Source organism: Nostoc sp. (genome assembly GCF_036917535.1).
In the GTDB taxonomy this organism is placed as follows: Bacteria; Cyanobacteriota; Cyanobacteriia; order Cyanobacteriales; family Nostocaceae; genus Nostoc.
On record NZ_JBALDA010000023.1, the window covers coordinates 1 to 18,104 of the forward strand.

Consider the following 18,104-nt stretch of genomic DNA (forward strand, 5'->3'; position numbering starts at 1 on the left):
AAAGGTGCAAGTTCGAGGATAAAAGGTGCAAGTTCGAGGATAAAAGGTGCAAGTTCAAGGATAAAAGGTGCAAGTTCGAGGATAAAAGGTGCAAGTTCAAGGATAAAAGGTGCAAGTTCGAGGATAAAAGGTGCAAGTTCGAGGATAAAAGGTGCAAGTTCGAGGATAAAAGGTGCAAGTTCAAGGATAAAAGGTGCAAGTTCGAGGATAAAAGGTGCAAGCTTCGAGTTCAAAGGTGGAACGATGTCTACAACAAGGTACGCCTACGCCCTTTTTGCTCGACAGTTGCTGTTCAAAGGTGGAATGGTGAGGTTTTGAGGTCGAGTCTAGAGGCGTAGGAACCTGCGATGTTTACGACGAGCTACGCTAACGCATATTGCTACAATGCAATCCTTCATACAGGCTACATTATTAATTAGCTCAATTTCTCTGCTGTGTGTCCAAGCAGCAACTCCTCGTCAGACATCACCTCTATAAAACCCAAAATGACTAACGAAGAACTGCTGCAAATTATTGAACAAGCTGCCAGAGACAAGGTGACAAAATTAGACCTTTCTGGCAAAGGCTTAACAACCCTGCCACTGGAAATTGTCAAACTCACCAACCTGCAAACCCTCAACCTCTACAACAATCAACTGAGCAGTCTGCCAGCGGAAATTGGCCAACTCACTAACCTGCAAACCCTCAACCTCGTCGGTAATCAACTGAGCAGTCTGCCACCGGAATTTGGCCAACTCACCAACCTGCAAACCCTCTACCTCAACAGTAATCAGCTGAGCAGTCTGCCACCGGAATTTGGCCAACTCACCAACCTGCAATTCCTCTACTTGGGCAGTAATCAACTGAGCAGTCTGCCACTGGAATTTGGCCAACTCACCAAGCTGCAAACCCTCTACCTCTACAACAATCAACTGAGCAGTCTGCCACCGGAATTTGGCCAACTCATCAAGCTGCAAATCCTCAATCTCAGCAGTAATCCTTTAGAATCGCCTCCACCAGAAATTATCACGAAAGGGTTTAAAGCAATTCTTGACTTTTGCAGGCAACAACTAGAACAAGAAACTGATCGCCTTTATGAAGCTAAATTAATCATTGTGGGAGAAGGAGGTGCAGGTAAAACTACGCTAGCTAAAAAAATTCAAGACAATCAATATACGTTACAACAAGATGAAAATACCACCGAAGGCATTGATGTTATTCAATGGAAGTTCTTGCTTGACAATAACAGAGAATTTCAGGTCAATATTTGGGACTTTGGTGGTCAAGAAATTTACCATGCTACCCACCAATTTTTCCTTACAAAACGCTCTCTTTATGCCTTGGTTGCTGATACTCGCAAAGAAGACACAGATTTCTACTACTGGTTAAATGTGGTTGAATTATTGAGTGGAAATAGTCCTTTATTAATTGTCAAAAATGAAAAACAGGAGCGCAAACGAGAAATAAACGAGCCGGAGTTACGGCGTGAATTCATTAATTTTAAGGAAACACTTACTACAAACCTGGCGACTGATCGCGGTTTGCCAGAAATCTTAAATAAAATTAAGCATTATATTACTAACCTACCTCATGTAGGAATAGAACTTCCTAAAACCTGGGTCAAAGTGCGAGAAGCTTTAGAAGGTAACTCTCGTGAATATATTAGCTTGGAAGAATATCTAAACATCTGTGAGCAACATGGTTTTATTAAACAGGAGGACAAACTCCAATTCAGTGGCTATCTGCATGATTTAGGTGTATGCCTTCACTTCCAAGATGATGACTTTTTAATAAAAACCGTGATTCTCAAGCCCACTTGGGGTACAGATGCCGTTTACAAAGTGTTAGATAATCCCCAAGTAATTCAAAACTTGGGTAAATTTGATCGCAATGATTTAAAAAATATTTGGCACGAAAACAAATATGCCAATATGCGACCAGAACTGTTGCGGCTAATGATGAAATTTAAACTGTGTTACGAAATACCTAGTTGTCCTGGCACTTATATTGCACCTCAATTACTCTCTGTCAACCAACCTGATTTCAATTGGGATGAATCCAATAACCTAATCCTACGTTATAAATATGACTTCATGCCGAAAGGTATTCTCACCCGCTTTATAGTCGAAATGCACTCCGATATTGAACAACAAACCCTAGTTTGGAAAACAGGCGTTGTTCTTGCTAAAGACCAAACCCGTGCTGAAGTGATTGAACACTACAATCAACGAGAAATAAAAGTCCGTGTCGCAGGAAAAAACAAGAAAGAACGGCTAGCAGTTATCATCCATGAACTAGAAAAAATTCATAACTCTTACGAACGTCTGCAATATCAAACACTTGTTCCCTGCAACTGTGAAAGCTGTAAGGATAGTCAAACGCCTCATTTTTACCGCCGCGACGTGTTGTACAAATTCCGAGAAAATAATTGCAACCAAATCCAGTGCCAAGATAGCGGTGATATGGTAGATGTCCGTAGACTAATTGACGATGTTTTATCACCGTCACCAAATCTGCAAATACCTATGTCTGAACCCATAATCAGAAATCAAGTTTTCATTAGCTACAGTCATCAAGATCAGGAGTGGCTTACCAAACTCCAGAAACACCTCAAGCCAATGATTCGTAACCAAAATATGGTAGTGTGGGACGATACCAAAATTCAACCCGGTGCTGAGTGGCGCAAAGAAATTGAAAATGCTTTAGCAGCAGCAAAAATGGCAGTATTGTTGGTTAGCCCCGATTTTTTAGCATCAGACTTTATTGCCGAGAATGAGTTACCGCCATTGTTGGATGCGGCTGAAGCCGAAGGACTTACGATTATTTGGATACCGTTGAGTTTTAGCAGCTACGAGGAAACAGAAATTGAAAAGTATCAGTCAGCGCACCCTCCGAATCAACCTTTAGACAGCCTGAACTCAGCACAAGAGAATAAAGCTTGGGTGGATATTTGTAAGAAGATTAAAATAGCATTTCTTCGGTAAAAGAACCTCTCCCTGCCTTGAACTAAAGTTTAAGTTTCTCTAGGAGTCAGAGAGGGACGGTTTTGCGTAGTAAAAGCAGGGAGAGGTTTCTTTTGTAAAAGCGATCGCTGCGCCAACGTCTTCTCTACGAGACGATGCGCGAACGATGATCGCAGGTAAACTCTTAGCTATCAGTTAAAACTTCATCCAAGTCGAAGATAACCTGACTAATTTCCGAGCGTGTATTCTGCCAAGGTGGGAATTTTGACTTCTTTTTCGGCTTGTAAATCGAAGTCATACCACTCGTTACGCCATTGCAGACGAAATTTCAAACGCGTCCAGTTAGGTGGTAGATTGGGACAGGCAATGGGGCCAAATTGAGTCATGCGAATGCCGGCAAACCCGAAAACTACTGCTTGCCATACTCCTCCAGCACTGGCAGCGTGAATTCCTTCGGCTGCGTTCAGTCTGACATCATCTAAGTCTACCAAGGCCGATCGCAGAAAGTGTGTATATGCTTCGGTTGGTTGATTGAGGTCGCAAGCTAAAATGGCATGAATGGCTGGGCCTAGTGAAGAACCATAACTGTGGTCGGTGCGTTGGTTGTAATAGTTCCAGTTGCTGACGAGGGTGTTATAGTCGTAGCGATCGCGCAATAAATACAAGAGCATCAATACATCTGGCTGCTTGAGAATCTGCTTTTGGCTGGTAGCTTCAATTCCCAACAAACCTTGCAGAGATTTGCTACGCGGTTCGTAATCAGCGAGGTTAACGTCTTCTAGCTGGAAAAAGCCTTCAAATTGCTCAATTAAACCCGTTTGAGCATCTTCATTGACAAATAGACGCTCTTGGATTTTTGCCCAATGGTGCAGACGCTCTGTGGTTAAGTTGAGTTTTTGCTCTAGTTGAGCTGAAGTTTCAGGATAAGCTCGTTTGAGCCAATCCCACAGTCGCAAAGCTGACTGTAAATGCCACTGTACCATGAGATTGGTGAAGGCATTATTATCGACGCGATCGTGATTTTCATCCGGGCCAATTACATCTAGGATGTCATAGCTGTGGCGCTCTTGGTTCCACTGCACCCGACTTTCCCAGAAAACAGCCGTATCAAGGATAATTTCTGCGCCATAATCACGCATCCAGTCATCATCATTAGTAGTCTGCCAGTAGTGCAAAATTGCATAAGCGATATCTGCGGTGATATGCACTTCAATGTCACCGCACCAGATACGGATTAATTCACCATTGGGAGCCGGAACCCAGCGCGGAGTGACTTCATCGCCAGTAGTGGCACTTTCCCAAGCAAACATCGCTCCTTGATAACCTGCTTCTTGAGCTTTGCGTCTCGCTCCTGGTAGGGTGTGGTAGCGGTAAGTGAGCAAGTTACGCGCTAGGGCTGGTTGAGTTAAGGTGAGGAAGGGCAGGATGAATATTTCTGTATCCCAAAAGATATGTCCACTATAGGCAAAACCAGAGAGGGTTTTGGGAGGAATGCTCACCCGACTATCGTGACGCGGTGTCACCGCTAGTAATTGGAAGAGATTGTAACGGACGCTCAATTGAGCCAAGCGATCGCCTTCTATAATAATGTCACTGTCTTGCCACACTTGCTCCCATGCAGTAATGTGAGCTGCCAACAGAGTAGTATATCTGGGTTCATCAGCGAGTCTTTGTAAGGCGGCAGCAATGGGGATTTCTGTCTCTCGTGAAGTAAACAGGGTGACAATCTTTTCTACAGTTACTGTTTTTCCAGGATATAACTCTAAGGTGGTTGTTAAAGTGGGAGAACTAGAAGTATTTTTGACGCTCACAAGTGTAGTCTCGTCACCATCTACCACTAACTTAGCTGCCATCCCAAGTTGAATATCTGAGTGGAGAGTTTGACTGTTTAACCAGATAATTTGCTCTATGCCACCTTGGTTTAAGGTTCGCCAATGTTTAATGCCTCGAGTATCTGGTTCGCTGTCAAATCCAGCTTCAACGGTAATTTCACCCTCAAAGTCTACCGATGTGATTTGAGCGCGAATTGCCAAAACGTGTTGGTCTGCTAAACTGGTGAAACGCTCAAAGTGAAAATCTAGGGTATAACCATTAGGACTACGCCACCGCACATCACGGCTAACTAAGCCTAAACGTAAATCGAGCCGACGTTCGTAGTTGAGAATTTCACCACTGTCCATAGTAAAGCGAACGCCTGCAACTTTTACCACCAATGGCAGCCAGTTGGGACAGTTTACCAATTCGGTATGAGCAATTGTCACATCATCATAAACACCGTGGATGAGTGTGGCTGGACAATCTTGGGAATATCCTTCCTCAAACGTACCCCGCACTCCTAACAACCCATTACCAAGAGTGAAGACAGTTTCTTTGTGATGTAACTGCGTCGGATTAAACTCCGTTTCAATAACGTTCCAGTCAGTATTGTCAATTAATTGCTGATTTTGTTGAGAAGTGTGAGTGGATACGTTGAGCATGAGTGATAAAACCTCTTGGGGATGGCTGTGAGTAGGATGCAGTAAAATTAGGAGCAATCTTTAAGCGATTAACTCCTTTTCTTTAGCGCCTAGATTAAAAGATAGTCTGAACGCTAACAAATACGCTTCTGATAAGAGTAGCGTTTCAAATTTCATCTGTCTATAGTTAGATTTATTGAAAAATGCCAGTTATAATTCATAAATCTCGACTAACTACGAATTGATTCAGCTTTTCATCAATTTGTTTCGTATTTATAATTAAGGCAAGAGGCGATGAATCGCCGTCTCTACAATAATCCGCCCTTTGTAGAGACGGCGATTTATTGCGTCTTTGTCTTTGTGATGGACGATTTTTGACTGGTAAAATTTACAGGTGCAGTTAAGTAACGTTTTGTTCTTTTACCAGAAGTGGTATATTGGCACTTGACCCGACCGAGTATAAACTATGCATAAGCCCACAGGACAGCAAACTCGAGGTGTTGTACTCAATACTACAGAATAGGAAGGGAAAGTGGGCAGATGAATAAAAATACCAGGCAAGGTAGTGTTTTTTCCCTGTTTAAAGGCGTACCTTTAAGTTGCATCTTGGTAGCGTTGTTTCTGCTGCAAATCTTGCTAGCTGTGGGAGTGACTGCATACTTATCAATTGGAAACGGGCAAAAAGCAGTTAATCAGGTAGCTAACGAATTACGTCATGAAGTTGCCAATCGAGTCGAGCAGAATTTACAAACTTATTTGGCAACTCCACGTCAGGTACTAGGCAGTAATCAAAATCTGATTAACATGGGGTTGCTGAAGATAGAGAATCTGGCAACCTGGGAGTCATACTTAATAGAGCAGTTAAAGATTTTTCCAGATGCGTTGGCAATAACTGCAAGCAATGAGCAAGAATATTTAGCGGTGGAGAAGTTCAACGATCGCCAATTTCTACTCAGAAAAGCCGATAAGTCAACTGGGTACAATCTCTACAACTACATCATTGACTCTCAAGGTCAACGTACTCAACTACCAGAAGTAATCAAAAATTATGATGCGCGATCGCATCCTGATTATCAAACAGCAGTTACCGTCAAAAAATTCAGCTTTAGTCAGATTTTTACACCCCGCACTGAACCAACGCTCCTAATTAGTGCATCTCAACCCATTTATAACTCCCAAGGCAAATTCCTCGGAGTCAACAGCACTCTCACTCATCTATCACAAATTGGGGATTTGCTGCAAAATATCAAAGTGGGCAAGTCTGGGCAAATTTTTATTATCGAGCGATCGGGGCTATTAGTGGCAAGTTCCACTGCCGAAGAACCATTCCGTTTTCAAAATGGTAAACCTATTAGGTTAGCAGCTTCCCAAAGTGGGAATTCTTTAACTCAAGCAACTGCTAAATATTTAACAACTAAGTTTAGTAACTTTGACCAAATTCAACGCTTACAGCAACTAGATTTTTCCTTAGACGGCAAACGGCAATTTTTAGAAGTTAGACCCTTCGAGGGCGAAGCAAATGTCAATTGGTTGATTATCATGGCTGTCCCAGAAGCAGACTTTATGGGACAAATCAATCGCAACATTCAAACTACAATTTTTCTCTGTTTAGGAGCGTTGGCACTAGCTATTATATTGGGTATTGTCACCGCCTGGTGGGTTACTGTGCCAATTTTGCACTTTTGCAGGGCGACAAAAGATTTAACTGATTTTACCAACAGCGATGATTCAGTAGTGAAAGTACAAGGCATTCAAGAACTAGAGGTGCTGGGTGAATCTTTTAATGAGATGGCGCAAGATTTACGCAAAACTTTTACTGCACTGATTAACAAAAATGAGGATTTAGAACTGCAAATTAAGCAGCAAACTCAAGAATTACAGCAAGAAATTCAAGAACGCATTAACAGCGAGCGAAAACTGGAAAAGCATTATCAGGTACTAGCAGAATTGGCAAATCACAAAGCAGTTTTTGAAGGAAATTTAGAAACAGCATTCAAAGCGATCGCAAAAAAAGCAGCCAATGCCTTAGAAGTAGAGCGAGTGAGTGTGTGGTTATTCAATAGCGAGCGCACCAAACTACAATGTATAAGTCTTTACGAACGCAGCAATCAGAGACATTCAGCAGGTTTAGAACGCAACCTTGCAGATTATTTAATCTACTTTAAAGCTCTGGTGGTTTCTCGTACCATTGCCGTTTCTGACACTCGCACCGATCCACGAGTACAAGAATTATGGGATATGCTCGAACCAAATAATATTGTATCTCTATTTGATACCAGCCTTTGGGTTGGAGGGCAAATGGTGGGAACAGTATTATTTGAACAGGTTGATATTCCTCGCAAATGGGAACTGAGCGAGCAAAACTTCATTAGCTCAATCGCAGAAATTATCGCCCTAACTTTAGAAGTATGCGATCGCAAACGTGCAGAATCCTCTCTGCATGAGGCTAAAGAAGCTGCCAAAGTGGCAAATCGTGCCAAAAGCACCTTTTTAGGAAACATCAATCACGATCTGAGGACTCCTTTAAATTCAATTCTGGGAATCACAGAGGCACTCAAAGAGCAAGTGTACGGCCCTATGAGTGAAGAACAGCGCCAGTCTCTAAATATACTCGAATCCAGTGGTAAAAACTTACTAGAATTAATTAACCAAATACTTGACTTTACCGACACCGAATCCAGCAAGATAGAGCTGCAACTAACTGCTACTTCGGTTCAGGGATTATGTGATTCTAGCCTAAGCTTTGTCAAACATCTGGCGTTCCAGAAAAATATTCGGCTGAGGGCACAAATACCTGAAGAACTCGAACCCATCCAAGTTGATGAACCCCGCATCCGCCAAGTATTTATCAACTTATTGACTAACGCAATCAAGTTTACTAGAGAAGGAGGCGAAGTTTGGATTGAAGCCCAGCCAAGTTCTACCAATGAATATATCTTTATCAGCGTGGTAGATACAGGCATTGGGATGCTTTCCGATGACCTTTTTAAATTATTTCAACCTTTTGTGCAAGTTGAAAATGCCTCTACTCCTCGTTCTCCAGGCACGGGTTTAGGACTAGTAATAGTGCAAAAAATTGTCGAGTTGCACGGTGGGACTGTCCACGCTGAAAGTCAGTTAGGCAAAGGTAGTCGATTTACAGTCAAGCTTCCTTGGAAAAAGGCGGGAGAATGGAGAGTTAGGGACTTCTAAATCAAAAATAATTAATCGCAAAGTGAGCTGTTGTTAAGCTGTTCTTGAGCATGGTAAGAAAATATCTGAATAGTCGTCTTGGATAGAGGAATTGAGTAATTTAATTTTTGAAGTTACCTTAGAGGTTGTTTTAAAAGTAGTTGGCTGTAATTTTAATCACATTATTACTCCCCTTAATCCCCTCGATGTATTGGAATGAAACAAGAAAAATCCGGTTCCCTCACGCCACTTGCTTCAAGTCGGGCATTGCCCGCCCAATGCAGTGGCTCCCCTTTATAAGGGGAGGGTTAGGGTGGGGTAAAAAATATTTGATACATCAATCATGACTTTTCAAACAACCTTTTATAATTCATATTAATTTAAATGTACTTAGAATCCAATACAGTTCAGTTAAGGCTAAAACTCTTTGTCAAAGTCAATTTTTTTAACGTAGACGCTGCATCGGCTTGCCGTAGGCTACCGCAGAGAGAAGTTTGAGCGGCGGCTTCCGCCGATCAAAACTTCGGTGGCCGCAGAGGAAACATAGAGAAGAAAAAAATGCTTAACCTAAGCGTATTGACTTTGAATCGACTTTTCGAGTAACACCAATTTGAAAAAAGAATGCGACAGATATATACTCCCAAACCTTTGTTTTGTTTCACTTTTTGAATTTTGAATTTTGAATTTTGAATTTTGAATTGGTATTACTGTAGGTAGATTTCAAGTAAATCAAAGAACATTCAAAATAGTATTACAAATACTAATAATTTCCGATTGTAAATGAATATCTTGTGTCGCTGTTCCTGGAGATGGAAAAATGGTTTTTATGGAAAGTAAGCGCTTACTCCTCGTTGCTGACTTTCCATCTGTACAACTTGATAAAAACTCTTCTCAAACTTTAGTCCAAGTACCGCCTTCACCGCATTGTGAAGTTTGTGTAATTGTTCCAGTTTGCAATGAAGCTCAGACATTGGTAGCAACCCTTACTGCCTTAATACATCAAGTTGATCTAGAAGGACAGCTTTTAGATCCCAAACGCTACGAAATAATTTTGTTGGCAAATAATTGTAGCGATGATTCAGCAGCTATAGCCCGGAGTTTCGCGGGACAACATCCAGATATAGCACTGCATGTAGTTGAAAAAACTCTGCCACCTGCACAAGCCTATATTGGTCGAGTAAGGCAGATTTTGATGGATGAAGCATATCGCCGTTTGTCTAGTTTAGGACGTACAAGGGGGGTAATTGCTTCAACTGATGGAGACTCGCAAGTAAGCCCAACTTGGATTGCTGCCAACCTGTACGAAATTAACTGTGGTGCTGATGCTGTCGGTGGGCGAATTATCACTGAGGGTGCTGGTCGTGCGGCTTTAGACCCTTACGCTAGAGCTTGCTTTCTGCGTGAAGTCGGCTACCGCTATTTAATTACCGAATTAGAAAATTATCTCGATCCTGATCCCTATGACAGCTTTCCCCGCCACTATCAACATTATGGAGCGAGTTTAGTAGTAACAGCAGAAATGTATGCACTGGCAGGAGGCTTACCGCCAGTGCGGACTCCTGAAGATGTGGCTTTTTACCGTGCTTTGCTACGGGTAAATGCCCGTTTCCGCCACAGTTTGCTAGTGCGGGTAGTAACTTCGGCAAGACAAATCGGACGTACTGATGTTGGTTTAGCAAATCAACTGAGTAAATGGATAGAAATGGGACGGCAACAGCAAGCATTTGTAGTCGAACCAGCAGCGGCTATCGAAACTCGTTTTGTTGCACGTCGCCAATTACGACTGATGTGGTGGTGCGCTCTCAATGGCTATCAGCCATGTTATCCCAGTGTCATGTCCTTAGCAGAGATGCTGGGAGTTTCAGCCCAATGGCTTGTCCAGAAATTAACGCAACCTTATTCCTTTGGTGAGTTGTTTGAACAAGTTGAAGAACGCCAGCAGTCAGAAGAAATTTGGGCTTCGCGCTGGAAATGCGTGGATATTAAACAAGCAATTGGGGATTTGCGCTTGCGTCTTGAGAGTTTGCGTCAGTAATTGCTAAGAGGAAGCGTTGCCCTAAAGTAAGGCAACGCTTCCAAATAAAAAATATCCCATTGCTTTTTAGGCAGCAGAGAGCAGAGAGAGGAAAAGTCCTTTTGATATCATGTCCGGCTAATTATAGCAAAGTGCTGTTAGCGTCAGCGGGGCGTTTAGCCCGTGCTGAGTATAAACCCACTGAAATCAAGGCTTTGAGCAATCAACATTGTCTTAACCTATGTGGCTACGGCTATAGTTATAATTTCCTTTATCTATGCAGAAAGCCCAAAAACCCGTCCCCTCTGAACCTGGAGCTGTCTTAATGGTAAGTCTTTAACCGGACATGATACGATTCGATAAATTGGATAATTTATTTTTTGGAGTTCGCCTACAGTAATACTTAGGGAGATCCGAAGCCGTTTCTTCCAAAAGGTAAAACTAAACACCAAAAAATAAGACTCATTTTATTTCTCAGACTCGCTCGAATAAATCAAGTCGATATTCTTCCTCACGTTGACCTTTTAAATGCCGCAATTTATTCGGGGTCAACTCAAAAAACGAGTCATGAACTTCATCTCCACTCAACGGATAATCACGAGCATAGAGTGTCCAATGAACTAAAAGTAGATGTCCTCCAGGTTCTAGGTGTTTTAAAATGTACTGTTGGGATTTTTTCAGGTCTTCCCAGCTCCAGTAATAGCCAACTTCCGAGACTAGAGTTAAATCAAACATTTCATCAGGATATTGCTCTGGGACACGCATAATTTGGAACTTGACATTGGAGAGATGTTGACAGCGCTCTTTTGCTCTATTCTGAGCTATTTTTGATACATCAATCGAGAGGAGTGAGTCACAATGCTCTTGGAGTTTCTCAGTTAAAACGCCAATGGAACCGCCGATTTCAAAGGCAGACCGATAGCGCTCTTTAGGTAAAGCTGCGATTGTGGCAGCATATTTGTTAGCTTCGTATTCGCTTGTTTCAAATCTCCACGGGTCGAGGTTTTCGCTGTAGAGTTTATCAAAGTAGCTGGGTGGTAAAGAGTCGGATTGTAACGGGTTCATAGGTTTTCCTCTATATAAACTTCCCAAGGATGAGTGAAGTTCGCTAACATTTCGGGAGTCAGACGAAAGCCTTCTGGATCATCGTCAATTAAGTCTGTAATTTGGGAACGATAAGCAGCGATCGCTTGTTGTTTCAACTCCACTACTGCGCTAATATTTAACCGCCAGGTTGTCACTTCAACAGATGCTGGCAAACTCCCCCGTTGCTTCCAGTCCCAATCCCAAATAGGATATTCAATCAATCGCGGGGATAAGCGCAAATCATCCAGCGCTGCTTTAATTAACTTCCACGTTGCTCGATGGTCTGCGTGCGGGTCATATCGCCACGGTAAAAAGATAATTTCTGGGGCGACTTCTGTGATATAAGCACGACAATTAGCTACTGCACTTTGATACTGTGTTGTAATTGACCCATCTTGCATTCTCCAGAAGGTGATAGCATTTCCCTCTACACCTAGCAATCTCATCGCTAATAGCGTTTCTGCTTCCCGCAATTCCCGAAGTTTATCTGCGGGATATTTCTGAGAACTAGGGTGTGAAAGTGTACCATCACTGATGACTAAAACTTGCAGATGACAATTTAAAGAGCGTAACAGCGCGATCGCACCCCCACAACCTAACGTCTCATCATCAGGATGGGGTGCAACAATTAGTGCGGAACTACAAGCGATCTCTTTAACTGAACGCCAAGGCAAAATACCAGGATTGCTTAGTGGTAATCCAATCAAGCCAGATTTATTCATCATTCCAAAGCAAATCAACAGGATTACTTTCACCTAAGACATACTGCCCGACATTTGCCAAGGATGCATCAAAAGCAGGTTGACGCAGATACAGAGTCAAATCTCGGATAATGCGTTCTATCGGATTTGGTGGCATTAAGCCACGAGTTCCAACAGAACGTTCGCACAGCTGCATTACATCAATGCAAATCTGTTCAATTGCTGTCCTCACCATGTTTGCATAAGCAACGAGTTGGTCTGCTTGCGGGTGGGGAACTGTGGGATAGCCACCAAATATAGGTGCATAGGCTGCTACCTTATCCGCAGCCCCCCGCAGCCAGAGATTACCACTTTCAATGGCGATCGCCATCCTCCCAAGCCGTTCTTTTTGATATGGATCGTTCGTATATTGCAAGTCCTGGAGATACTGGCGAGTCAGGTTAAACAGTGCTTCTGCCCCGCCTAGTTGCACAGCCGCAAACCGAATCACTCCAACAGATAACCAAGGCTGTCGATAGTAATCTCCTGGCTGTCCAATTAAAGCGCTTTGAGCCAACTCTACACCGCTAAAATCTACTTTATAACTAGCAGTAGCTCGCATCCCAGAAGGTTGCCACCAAGCTGGATCGCTAACTGTTGTCACTTCGTCCATCGGCACTATGCATATTTGCCAACCGCCGTCTGGCAATACTCCATTCACAAAAGGACGTTCCACATAGCCTGCGCCAGTACAAAAGGTTTTAGAACCTTCCAACCGATAACGCCCATTTTCACAAGGAATTACCTTCACACCATCTGAGGCTTCGGCATTCCAAACGCCAAATATTTTATGATGCTCACGAGCATCACAAGCATATCTTGTGATTTGTTCTCCAGTACCAAAGGTCTGAATCAGTTGCAGGGCGTTGATATGTCCTTCATAAATTCGCCCAATTGCTAGATTGCCATGCCCTATCTGTTTTAATAGTATTAGAAGCTCGTAGGTAACATTAGCATCTATTCCTGCACCCCATCCGCCTAATTCTTTCGCCAATGGTGCAGCCAACAACCCAGCCTTAGCAATTAACTCAAACTCCTGCTTGGGAAAAGCACCATTGTAATCTATTACACTGGCATTCTTGGCAGAATAATCAGCAATTTCTGTGGCACGTTTGAGATCCAGAGTAATGTTGGAATCATGCCATTTTGGAATGACGACATTCTGTGGTAGTTGGATGCTAATAACCGACTCCTTTATATAATCTTTCTTTATGCATTGTTGATAATAATGAAATTAAGTCAGTTAATACCTCTATCTTTTGTGTGATTATATACTCAATAAAAAGGAGGAAAATTTCAATAAGGAACTTTTTACTTGTTCACAACTGATACAATCCCTCAACTGCGTGCTGACGTTAGTTTAACGTGGGTATATTTATCAACTAAATATAATAAAAGGTAACAAACTTATCAACATTGGCCATTCTTATACCAATTAAATTAATGATTGCAACACATCCTTGGGTAAAGACGCGATTCATCGCGTCTCTACAAATGGTCTATTTGTCGCATTCTTTTTTCAAATTGGTATTACTTGCTATTCTCAATCCTACCAAAGAAAGAGACTGATGGTAAAGCAGATTGGACAGTTCCCTTGTAAGGTCAGGTTCAAAGGCAACGAACTAAGTACAACTCGTCATTAAAAAGGGACGCAAATCAAGCCGCAGTTATCAGGTTATATTTAGTCAATAATTTTAAGTACATTTGTTTAAAAACTGTTTGGCAACAATTGGACTCCAAAGCACAAGCAACACAACTCCAAAACCTAAAATCAACAACTGAATGTTGTTTGTAAGTCTTTGTTTGCTGTAGACGGAATTATTAACCTGCGTCCAGGGTACTAAAGTTTTGCCCCAAACCAAAAAATCATCAATTACTACCAATAACCCCAAAGCATAGGACTTTTCCTCACCCCATACTAGCGGTAATCCCAAAATTTCAGTGATAGCGAGCGTACTTTCAAACAACTGAGTATCTTGATAAGCATGTGCTGGAGCAATGCTGACAATTGTACTGGTTGGGCCAATGCCAAAGATAATTGGCCCAGAGTCAACATCTGCGTGGCTATCAGCGTTAACGGGATACTCCCTCACGGGGAAAAAGCATAAGACTGAGGGAACAAACTGTTTGCGAAACTGAGCATACTGCTGTTTTGCAAACTTGGAATCTAATTCTAGTAGAAACGGCAAAAGATAGACTTGACTGGTACCTCGTGTACCAATCTTAATTTCACCAGTCACAGCGTCAATTTTGTGAGGAATTAAATTTGTTTGTGGGTCAAGATGCTGGCGAGTATAGCTAACCCAACGCTGAATTACTGGTTGATAATTACTATCAAACAATTCATCGTGCAAAGCTAAAGATGCTAAAGCTACGGTTTGGTCACAAGGCCAAGCTTGTCCGGGATAAGCATCAATAGTTACAGTGGGACTTTTTGTAAACGCCTGGGCTAACTCTTGAGATTGGGCACGAAATTGAGTAATATCTTGGAGCGATCGCTCTTTTGGTGACTGAATTTTTAATAGTCCACCCAACAACCGATTACTCCAACCTAAATAAAATACACCATTGGCAACTTGGGTATCTGCTGTAAAAGGTGCGCGTCCTTCGGGTGTATCTACTTGAGATAAAACCCAACGCACCTCTTTAATTGCTTGTTGGCGAAGAGGTTCGGACTTTGAAGACAAAGCAACATTCACCCAACTGTAACCATAGATTATATGGCTAAAAAACCATCCTTCTGGGAAAAACGCCTGCATCGTTTTTCCTTCACCTGCATTTAACCGTCGTTTGATGTTCTTTAATTGCATTAGTGCATCAGGACTAAGTTGTTCAGGTGCATAATCTTTGGCTGACACTGTTAACAGGCAAAAATTAACTCGGAGTACAAGTAAACTTATAGCAATAGTTAAAAAGACATAAGTACAATAACCAAATTTCTGCAATCTACTCATGTTAGTTATCTTTAACAGATTTATTCTCTGTGTTTTCCTACAAAGAATTATCTTCTCCTATTTTTGACCCTTTTTTATGACGAACTGTACTAAGCTATGTGACAATAAGTATTAAATGGTAATCCAGTGCACTGCTTCACATCAATCAAGGATTTATACTCACCTCGTTGTTTCCTTTCGGCTACAATTTGTTCTGCGATCGCTCCATCCAATCCACAGGTAATCAATTCTTAGGTTGAATATGTATTTAATCGTTTCCAAGAAAAATCGGCTTCTTTTTTGTAGTTGTAGCTAAAAGTAATTAGTGGTGTAATTCGAGCTACCTGCTTTTCGGGAATTCCGGCTATTTCGATTAACTCTTCTACATGAGTAAAAACATATCTCTCATTCAGCAGAGATTCGATGTTATTTGCATAAACTATAGGTAGCCCTAAATAGTTAACTAGTTCGTGTTTGAAGCATTCATTAATATCTACTTTGTCGCGAGTACTGGCAACTAACTTTGCTAGCTCTTGTTCTTATGGAATTGGTAAGTTTTTTGGATAAGTTTTGATTAAATAATATTTTTTCAGGTAAAAAGCAACGCTAATTTGAGCCAGCCAGATCACAAATACTAAATTATTTGCGGATAAAGCAAAAGCTAAAGTAGAGGTGCTAATCCCGATTACAATCCAAGTTTTAGTCTTGGATTTATAACCTACATAGGCAATAGCAAATCCTCCCAATGTCGGAATTAATGATAACCACACCCAAACAGGAGTTTGTTGAAACCAAGATTTAGATTGTGACACGGGAAATCAACTGATGATTTAAATTTACTTTTGATAAGATTACTGAACCCACAAGAGTGCAACAAAGGGCAATCGATTTACTGAGTATTAGCCTAATTTGTGCTTAGTAAAACTGAAATCAAAATCCCTGAAAGCCCTTCTATGCACACACTACACTTTTTTGTCAAAGGGGAACTTCAGTTTAATTAGATCGGCTGCTTTTTCGCCAATCATAATGATGGGCGCGTTTGTGTTGCCCCTGACCAGAGTTGGCATGATCGATGCATCCGCAACCCGCAATCCCTTAACCCCATGTACTCGCAGTTTGGGATCTACCACTGCCATTGGGTCAGTGCCCATTTTGCAAGTGCCAGCCGGATGATGTCCCGTACTGCAAGCTTCCCTAATGTAGGCAACGAGTGCTGCATCGCTGGTCACATCAGCACCCGGAGCAATTTCCTTACCGCCAAACTCATCAAAAGCACGGGACTGAAACAATTGCCGCATTAATCGAATCCCGGCAACGAGCTTTTGCACATCAGCTTCACTTTGCAGATAGTTCATCCGTATGACTGGAGCGTCTTTGGGGTTAGATGAACGTAAACTGACACTGCCAATGTTTTGGAAATGAGTCAAAGAGACTACACCCGTAAATCCCCAATCGGGGCGGACATAGCCAGGCGGTAAATATATATCGGGACCGAAGAAAAACTGGACATCAGGTGCAGCCTTTAGGTTGCCCTCGCTATGGAAGAACAGTCCGGCTTCAGACACATTGCTGGTAATGGCAGGGTGTACCTCTTGAGTCGTCTGTTGGGCTACCGGAACGATAAGGTGGTCTTGCAGGTTTTGACCAACCCCTGGCAAATCAGCCACGACAGAAATTCCTAGCCCTTGTAGATATTCTGCATCGCCAATGCCGCTTTGCAGTAGCAACTTGGGTGACTCGAACGCGCCCGCACATAAAATTACTTCCTGGTTGACCCTGACCTGATGCAGCATTCCCTCGTGCAGATATTCCACTCCAACAGCGCGAGTTTCCTCAAACAACAAGCGAGTCACCAACGCTCCTGTCGTTATGGTCAAATTAGGACGCTTTTGAATTGGCAAAAGGAAGGCAGCGGCGGCACTGTGTCGAAAACCATCTTTGATTGTCGCCTGGTAGAGTCCGGCCCCTGACTGCTGCACACCGTTGAAATCAGGATTGTAGTCGTATCCCATTGCTACACAGGCATCGATAAAGCGTTGGGATACTACAGCAGGGGAAATCGGATCGGTGACGCTCAACTCACCATCAACCCCGTGGTAAGCATCGGCACCGCGTTGCTGGTTCTCAGATTTCTTAAAATAGGGCAAGACATCCTGGTACGACCAGCCGGGATTCCCTAGCGACTGCCAGTGGTCATAATCGTGAGAATTACCCCGGATATAAATCATCAGATTAATTGAACTGCTGCCACCCAAAACTTTGCCACGGGGACAAAACATTTTGCGATCATTCAAGTACGGTTCTGGTTGGGACAAATAGCCCCAGTCCACCTCGGAGCCTTGTAGATTAAGACATTGGGCTGGAATATGAATCTCCGGTTTCGTATCCTCTTTGCCTGCTTCCAGGAGTAACACGGTTATATCACTGTTTTGTGACATTCGGTTGGCAACAACGCAGCCTGCCGAACCCGCACCAATAACAATGTAGTCATACTTAGAATCGAACTTTATCATAGTCGAAAAATAACTGTCTGAATTTGTTTGACCAATTCTAAAAATAAGATATAATATATTTCCTTAGTTTTAGTTATCTTTTCAAAAATTACTGATTATTGACATTAATTACTCAAAAACAGTGGCTTTTTCAATAATCGTTATTAACTCCAGCTATTTTTGCCCAGCAGAAATATTGTAAACAGTTAGTTTTCTACCCCATCTTGAGCTTGAAGTAACGTTGTTCTAACTCTTCGATACTTAGATGTG

At 42.3% G+C, this 18,104-nt stretch carries 12 protein-coding genes; 3 read left to right on the top strand and 9 right to left on the bottom strand.

The window, feature by feature from the left end; all coding sequences use genetic code 11:
* Positions 1-233: hypothetical protein (locus V7K56_RS07945; protein WP_334909244.1), on the bottom strand; the 233-nt coding region annotated here is incomplete at its 3' end.
* A 252-nt stretch (positions 234-485) separates the two neighbouring features.
* Between V7K56_RS07945 and V7K56_RS07950 the strand changes: the two genes are divergently transcribed.
* The gene (locus V7K56_RS07950; protein ID WP_334909246.1) at positions 486-2,963 is read left to right on the top strand and encodes a COR domain-containing protein; all 2,478 of its coding nucleotides are present in this window, start codon (positions 486-488) and stop codon (positions 2,961-2,963) included.
* Between the two features lie 206 nt (positions 2,964-3,169).
* On the opposite strand, the gene V7K56_RS07955 is transcribed toward V7K56_RS07950, so the two are convergent.
* A complete protein-coding gene (locus V7K56_RS07955) occupies positions 3,170-5,419 on the bottom strand; it encodes a glycoside hydrolase family 65 protein (RefSeq protein ID WP_334909344.1) in 2,250 nt (749 codons plus the stop codon).
* Between the two features lie 519 nt (positions 5,420-5,938).
* On the opposite strand from V7K56_RS07955, the gene V7K56_RS07960 reads away from it, so the two are divergent.
* Both V7K56_RS07960 and V7K56_RS07965 read left to right on the top strand, forming a co-directional pair.
* Positions 5,939-8,590 (top strand): ATP-binding protein, encoded by a 2,652-nt coding sequence (locus V7K56_RS07960; RefSeq protein ID WP_334909248.1) that lies wholly within the window; start codon positions 5,939-5,941, stop codon positions 8,588-8,590.
* Between the two features lie 805 nt (positions 8,591-9,395).
* Positions 9,396-10,604 (top strand): glycosyltransferase family A protein, encoded by a 1,209-nt coding sequence (locus V7K56_RS07965; protein ID WP_334909250.1) that lies wholly within the window; start codon positions 9,396-9,398, stop codon positions 10,602-10,604.
* A 453-nt stretch (positions 10,605-11,057) separates the two neighbouring features.
* On the opposite strand, the gene V7K56_RS07970 is transcribed toward V7K56_RS07965, so the two are convergent.
* From V7K56_RS07970 to V7K56_RS07995, 7 genes are all read right to left on the bottom strand, one after another.
* Positions 11,058-11,648: a class I SAM-dependent DNA methyltransferase gene (locus tag V7K56_RS07970; protein WP_334909252.1), complete on the bottom strand. Its 591-nt coding sequence runs from the start codon at positions 11,646-11,648 to the stop codon at positions 11,058-11,060.
* The gene (locus tag V7K56_RS07975; protein WP_334909254.1) at positions 11,645-12,394 is read right to left on the bottom strand and encodes a PIG-L deacetylase family protein; all 750 of its coding nucleotides are present in this window, start codon (positions 12,392-12,394) and stop codon (positions 11,645-11,647) included. The genes V7K56_RS07970 and V7K56_RS07975 overlap by 4 nt, the downstream gene beginning before the upstream one ends.
* Complete coding sequence (locus tag V7K56_RS07980) at positions 12,384-13,622, bottom strand: acyl-CoA dehydrogenase family protein (protein WP_334909346.1); 1,239 nt, start codon at positions 13,620-13,622, stop codon at positions 12,384-12,386. The genes V7K56_RS07975 and V7K56_RS07980 overlap by 11 nt, the downstream gene beginning before the upstream one ends.
* A 481-nt stretch (positions 13,623-14,103) precedes the next feature.
* Positions 14,104-15,363, bottom strand: coding sequence for a hypothetical protein (locus tag V7K56_RS07985; protein ID WP_334909256.1), 1,260 nt, complete (start codon positions 15,361-15,363; stop codon positions 14,104-14,106).
* A 230-nt stretch (positions 15,364-15,593) separates the two neighbouring features.
* Positions 15,594-15,833: a hypothetical protein gene (locus V7K56_RS37000; RefSeq protein ID WP_442939951.1), complete on the bottom strand. Its 240-nt coding sequence runs from the start codon at positions 15,831-15,833 to the stop codon at positions 15,594-15,596.
* A 48-nt stretch (positions 15,834-15,881) separates the two neighbouring features.
* Positions 15,882-16,154: a hypothetical protein gene (locus V7K56_RS07990; RefSeq protein ID WP_334909258.1), complete on the bottom strand. Its 273-nt coding sequence runs from the start codon at positions 16,152-16,154 to the stop codon at positions 15,882-15,884.
* A 150-nt stretch (positions 16,155-16,304) separates the two neighbouring features.
* Positions 16,305-17,855 (bottom strand): GMC family oxidoreductase, encoded by a 1,551-nt coding sequence (locus V7K56_RS07995; RefSeq protein ID WP_334909259.1) that lies wholly within the window; start codon positions 17,853-17,855, stop codon positions 16,305-16,307.
* Positions 17,856-18,104: the final 249 nt, after the last annotated feature.

Coding starts and splice junctions, on each gene's coding strand:
- V7K56_RS07950 (WP_334909246.1), top strand. CDS start 486: ATGACTAACGAAGAACTGCTGCAAATTATTGAACAAGCTGCCAGAGAC.
- V7K56_RS07955 (WP_334909344.1), bottom strand. CDS start 5,419: ATGCTCAACGTATCCACTCACACTTCTCAACAAAATCAGCAATTAATT.
- V7K56_RS07960 (WP_334909248.1), top strand. CDS start 5,939: ATGAATAAAAATACCAGGCAAGGTAGTGTTTTTTCCCTGTTTAAAGGC.
- V7K56_RS07965 (WP_334909250.1), top strand. CDS start 9,396: ATGGAAAGTAAGCGCTTACTCCTCGTTGCTGACTTTCCATCTGTACAA.
- V7K56_RS07970 (WP_334909252.1), bottom strand. CDS start 11,648: ATGAACCCGTTACAATCCGACTCTTTACCACCCAGCTACTTTGATAAA.
- V7K56_RS07975 (WP_334909254.1), bottom strand. CDS start 12,394: ATGATGAATAAATCTGGCTTGATTGGATTACCACTAAGCAATCCTGGT.
- V7K56_RS07985 (WP_334909256.1), bottom strand. CDS start 15,363: ATGAGTAGATTGCAGAAATTTGGTTATTGTACTTATGTCTTTTTAACT.
- V7K56_RS07995 (WP_334909259.1), bottom strand. CDS start 17,855: ATGATAAAGTTCGATTCTAAGTATGACTACATTGTTATTGGTGCGGGT.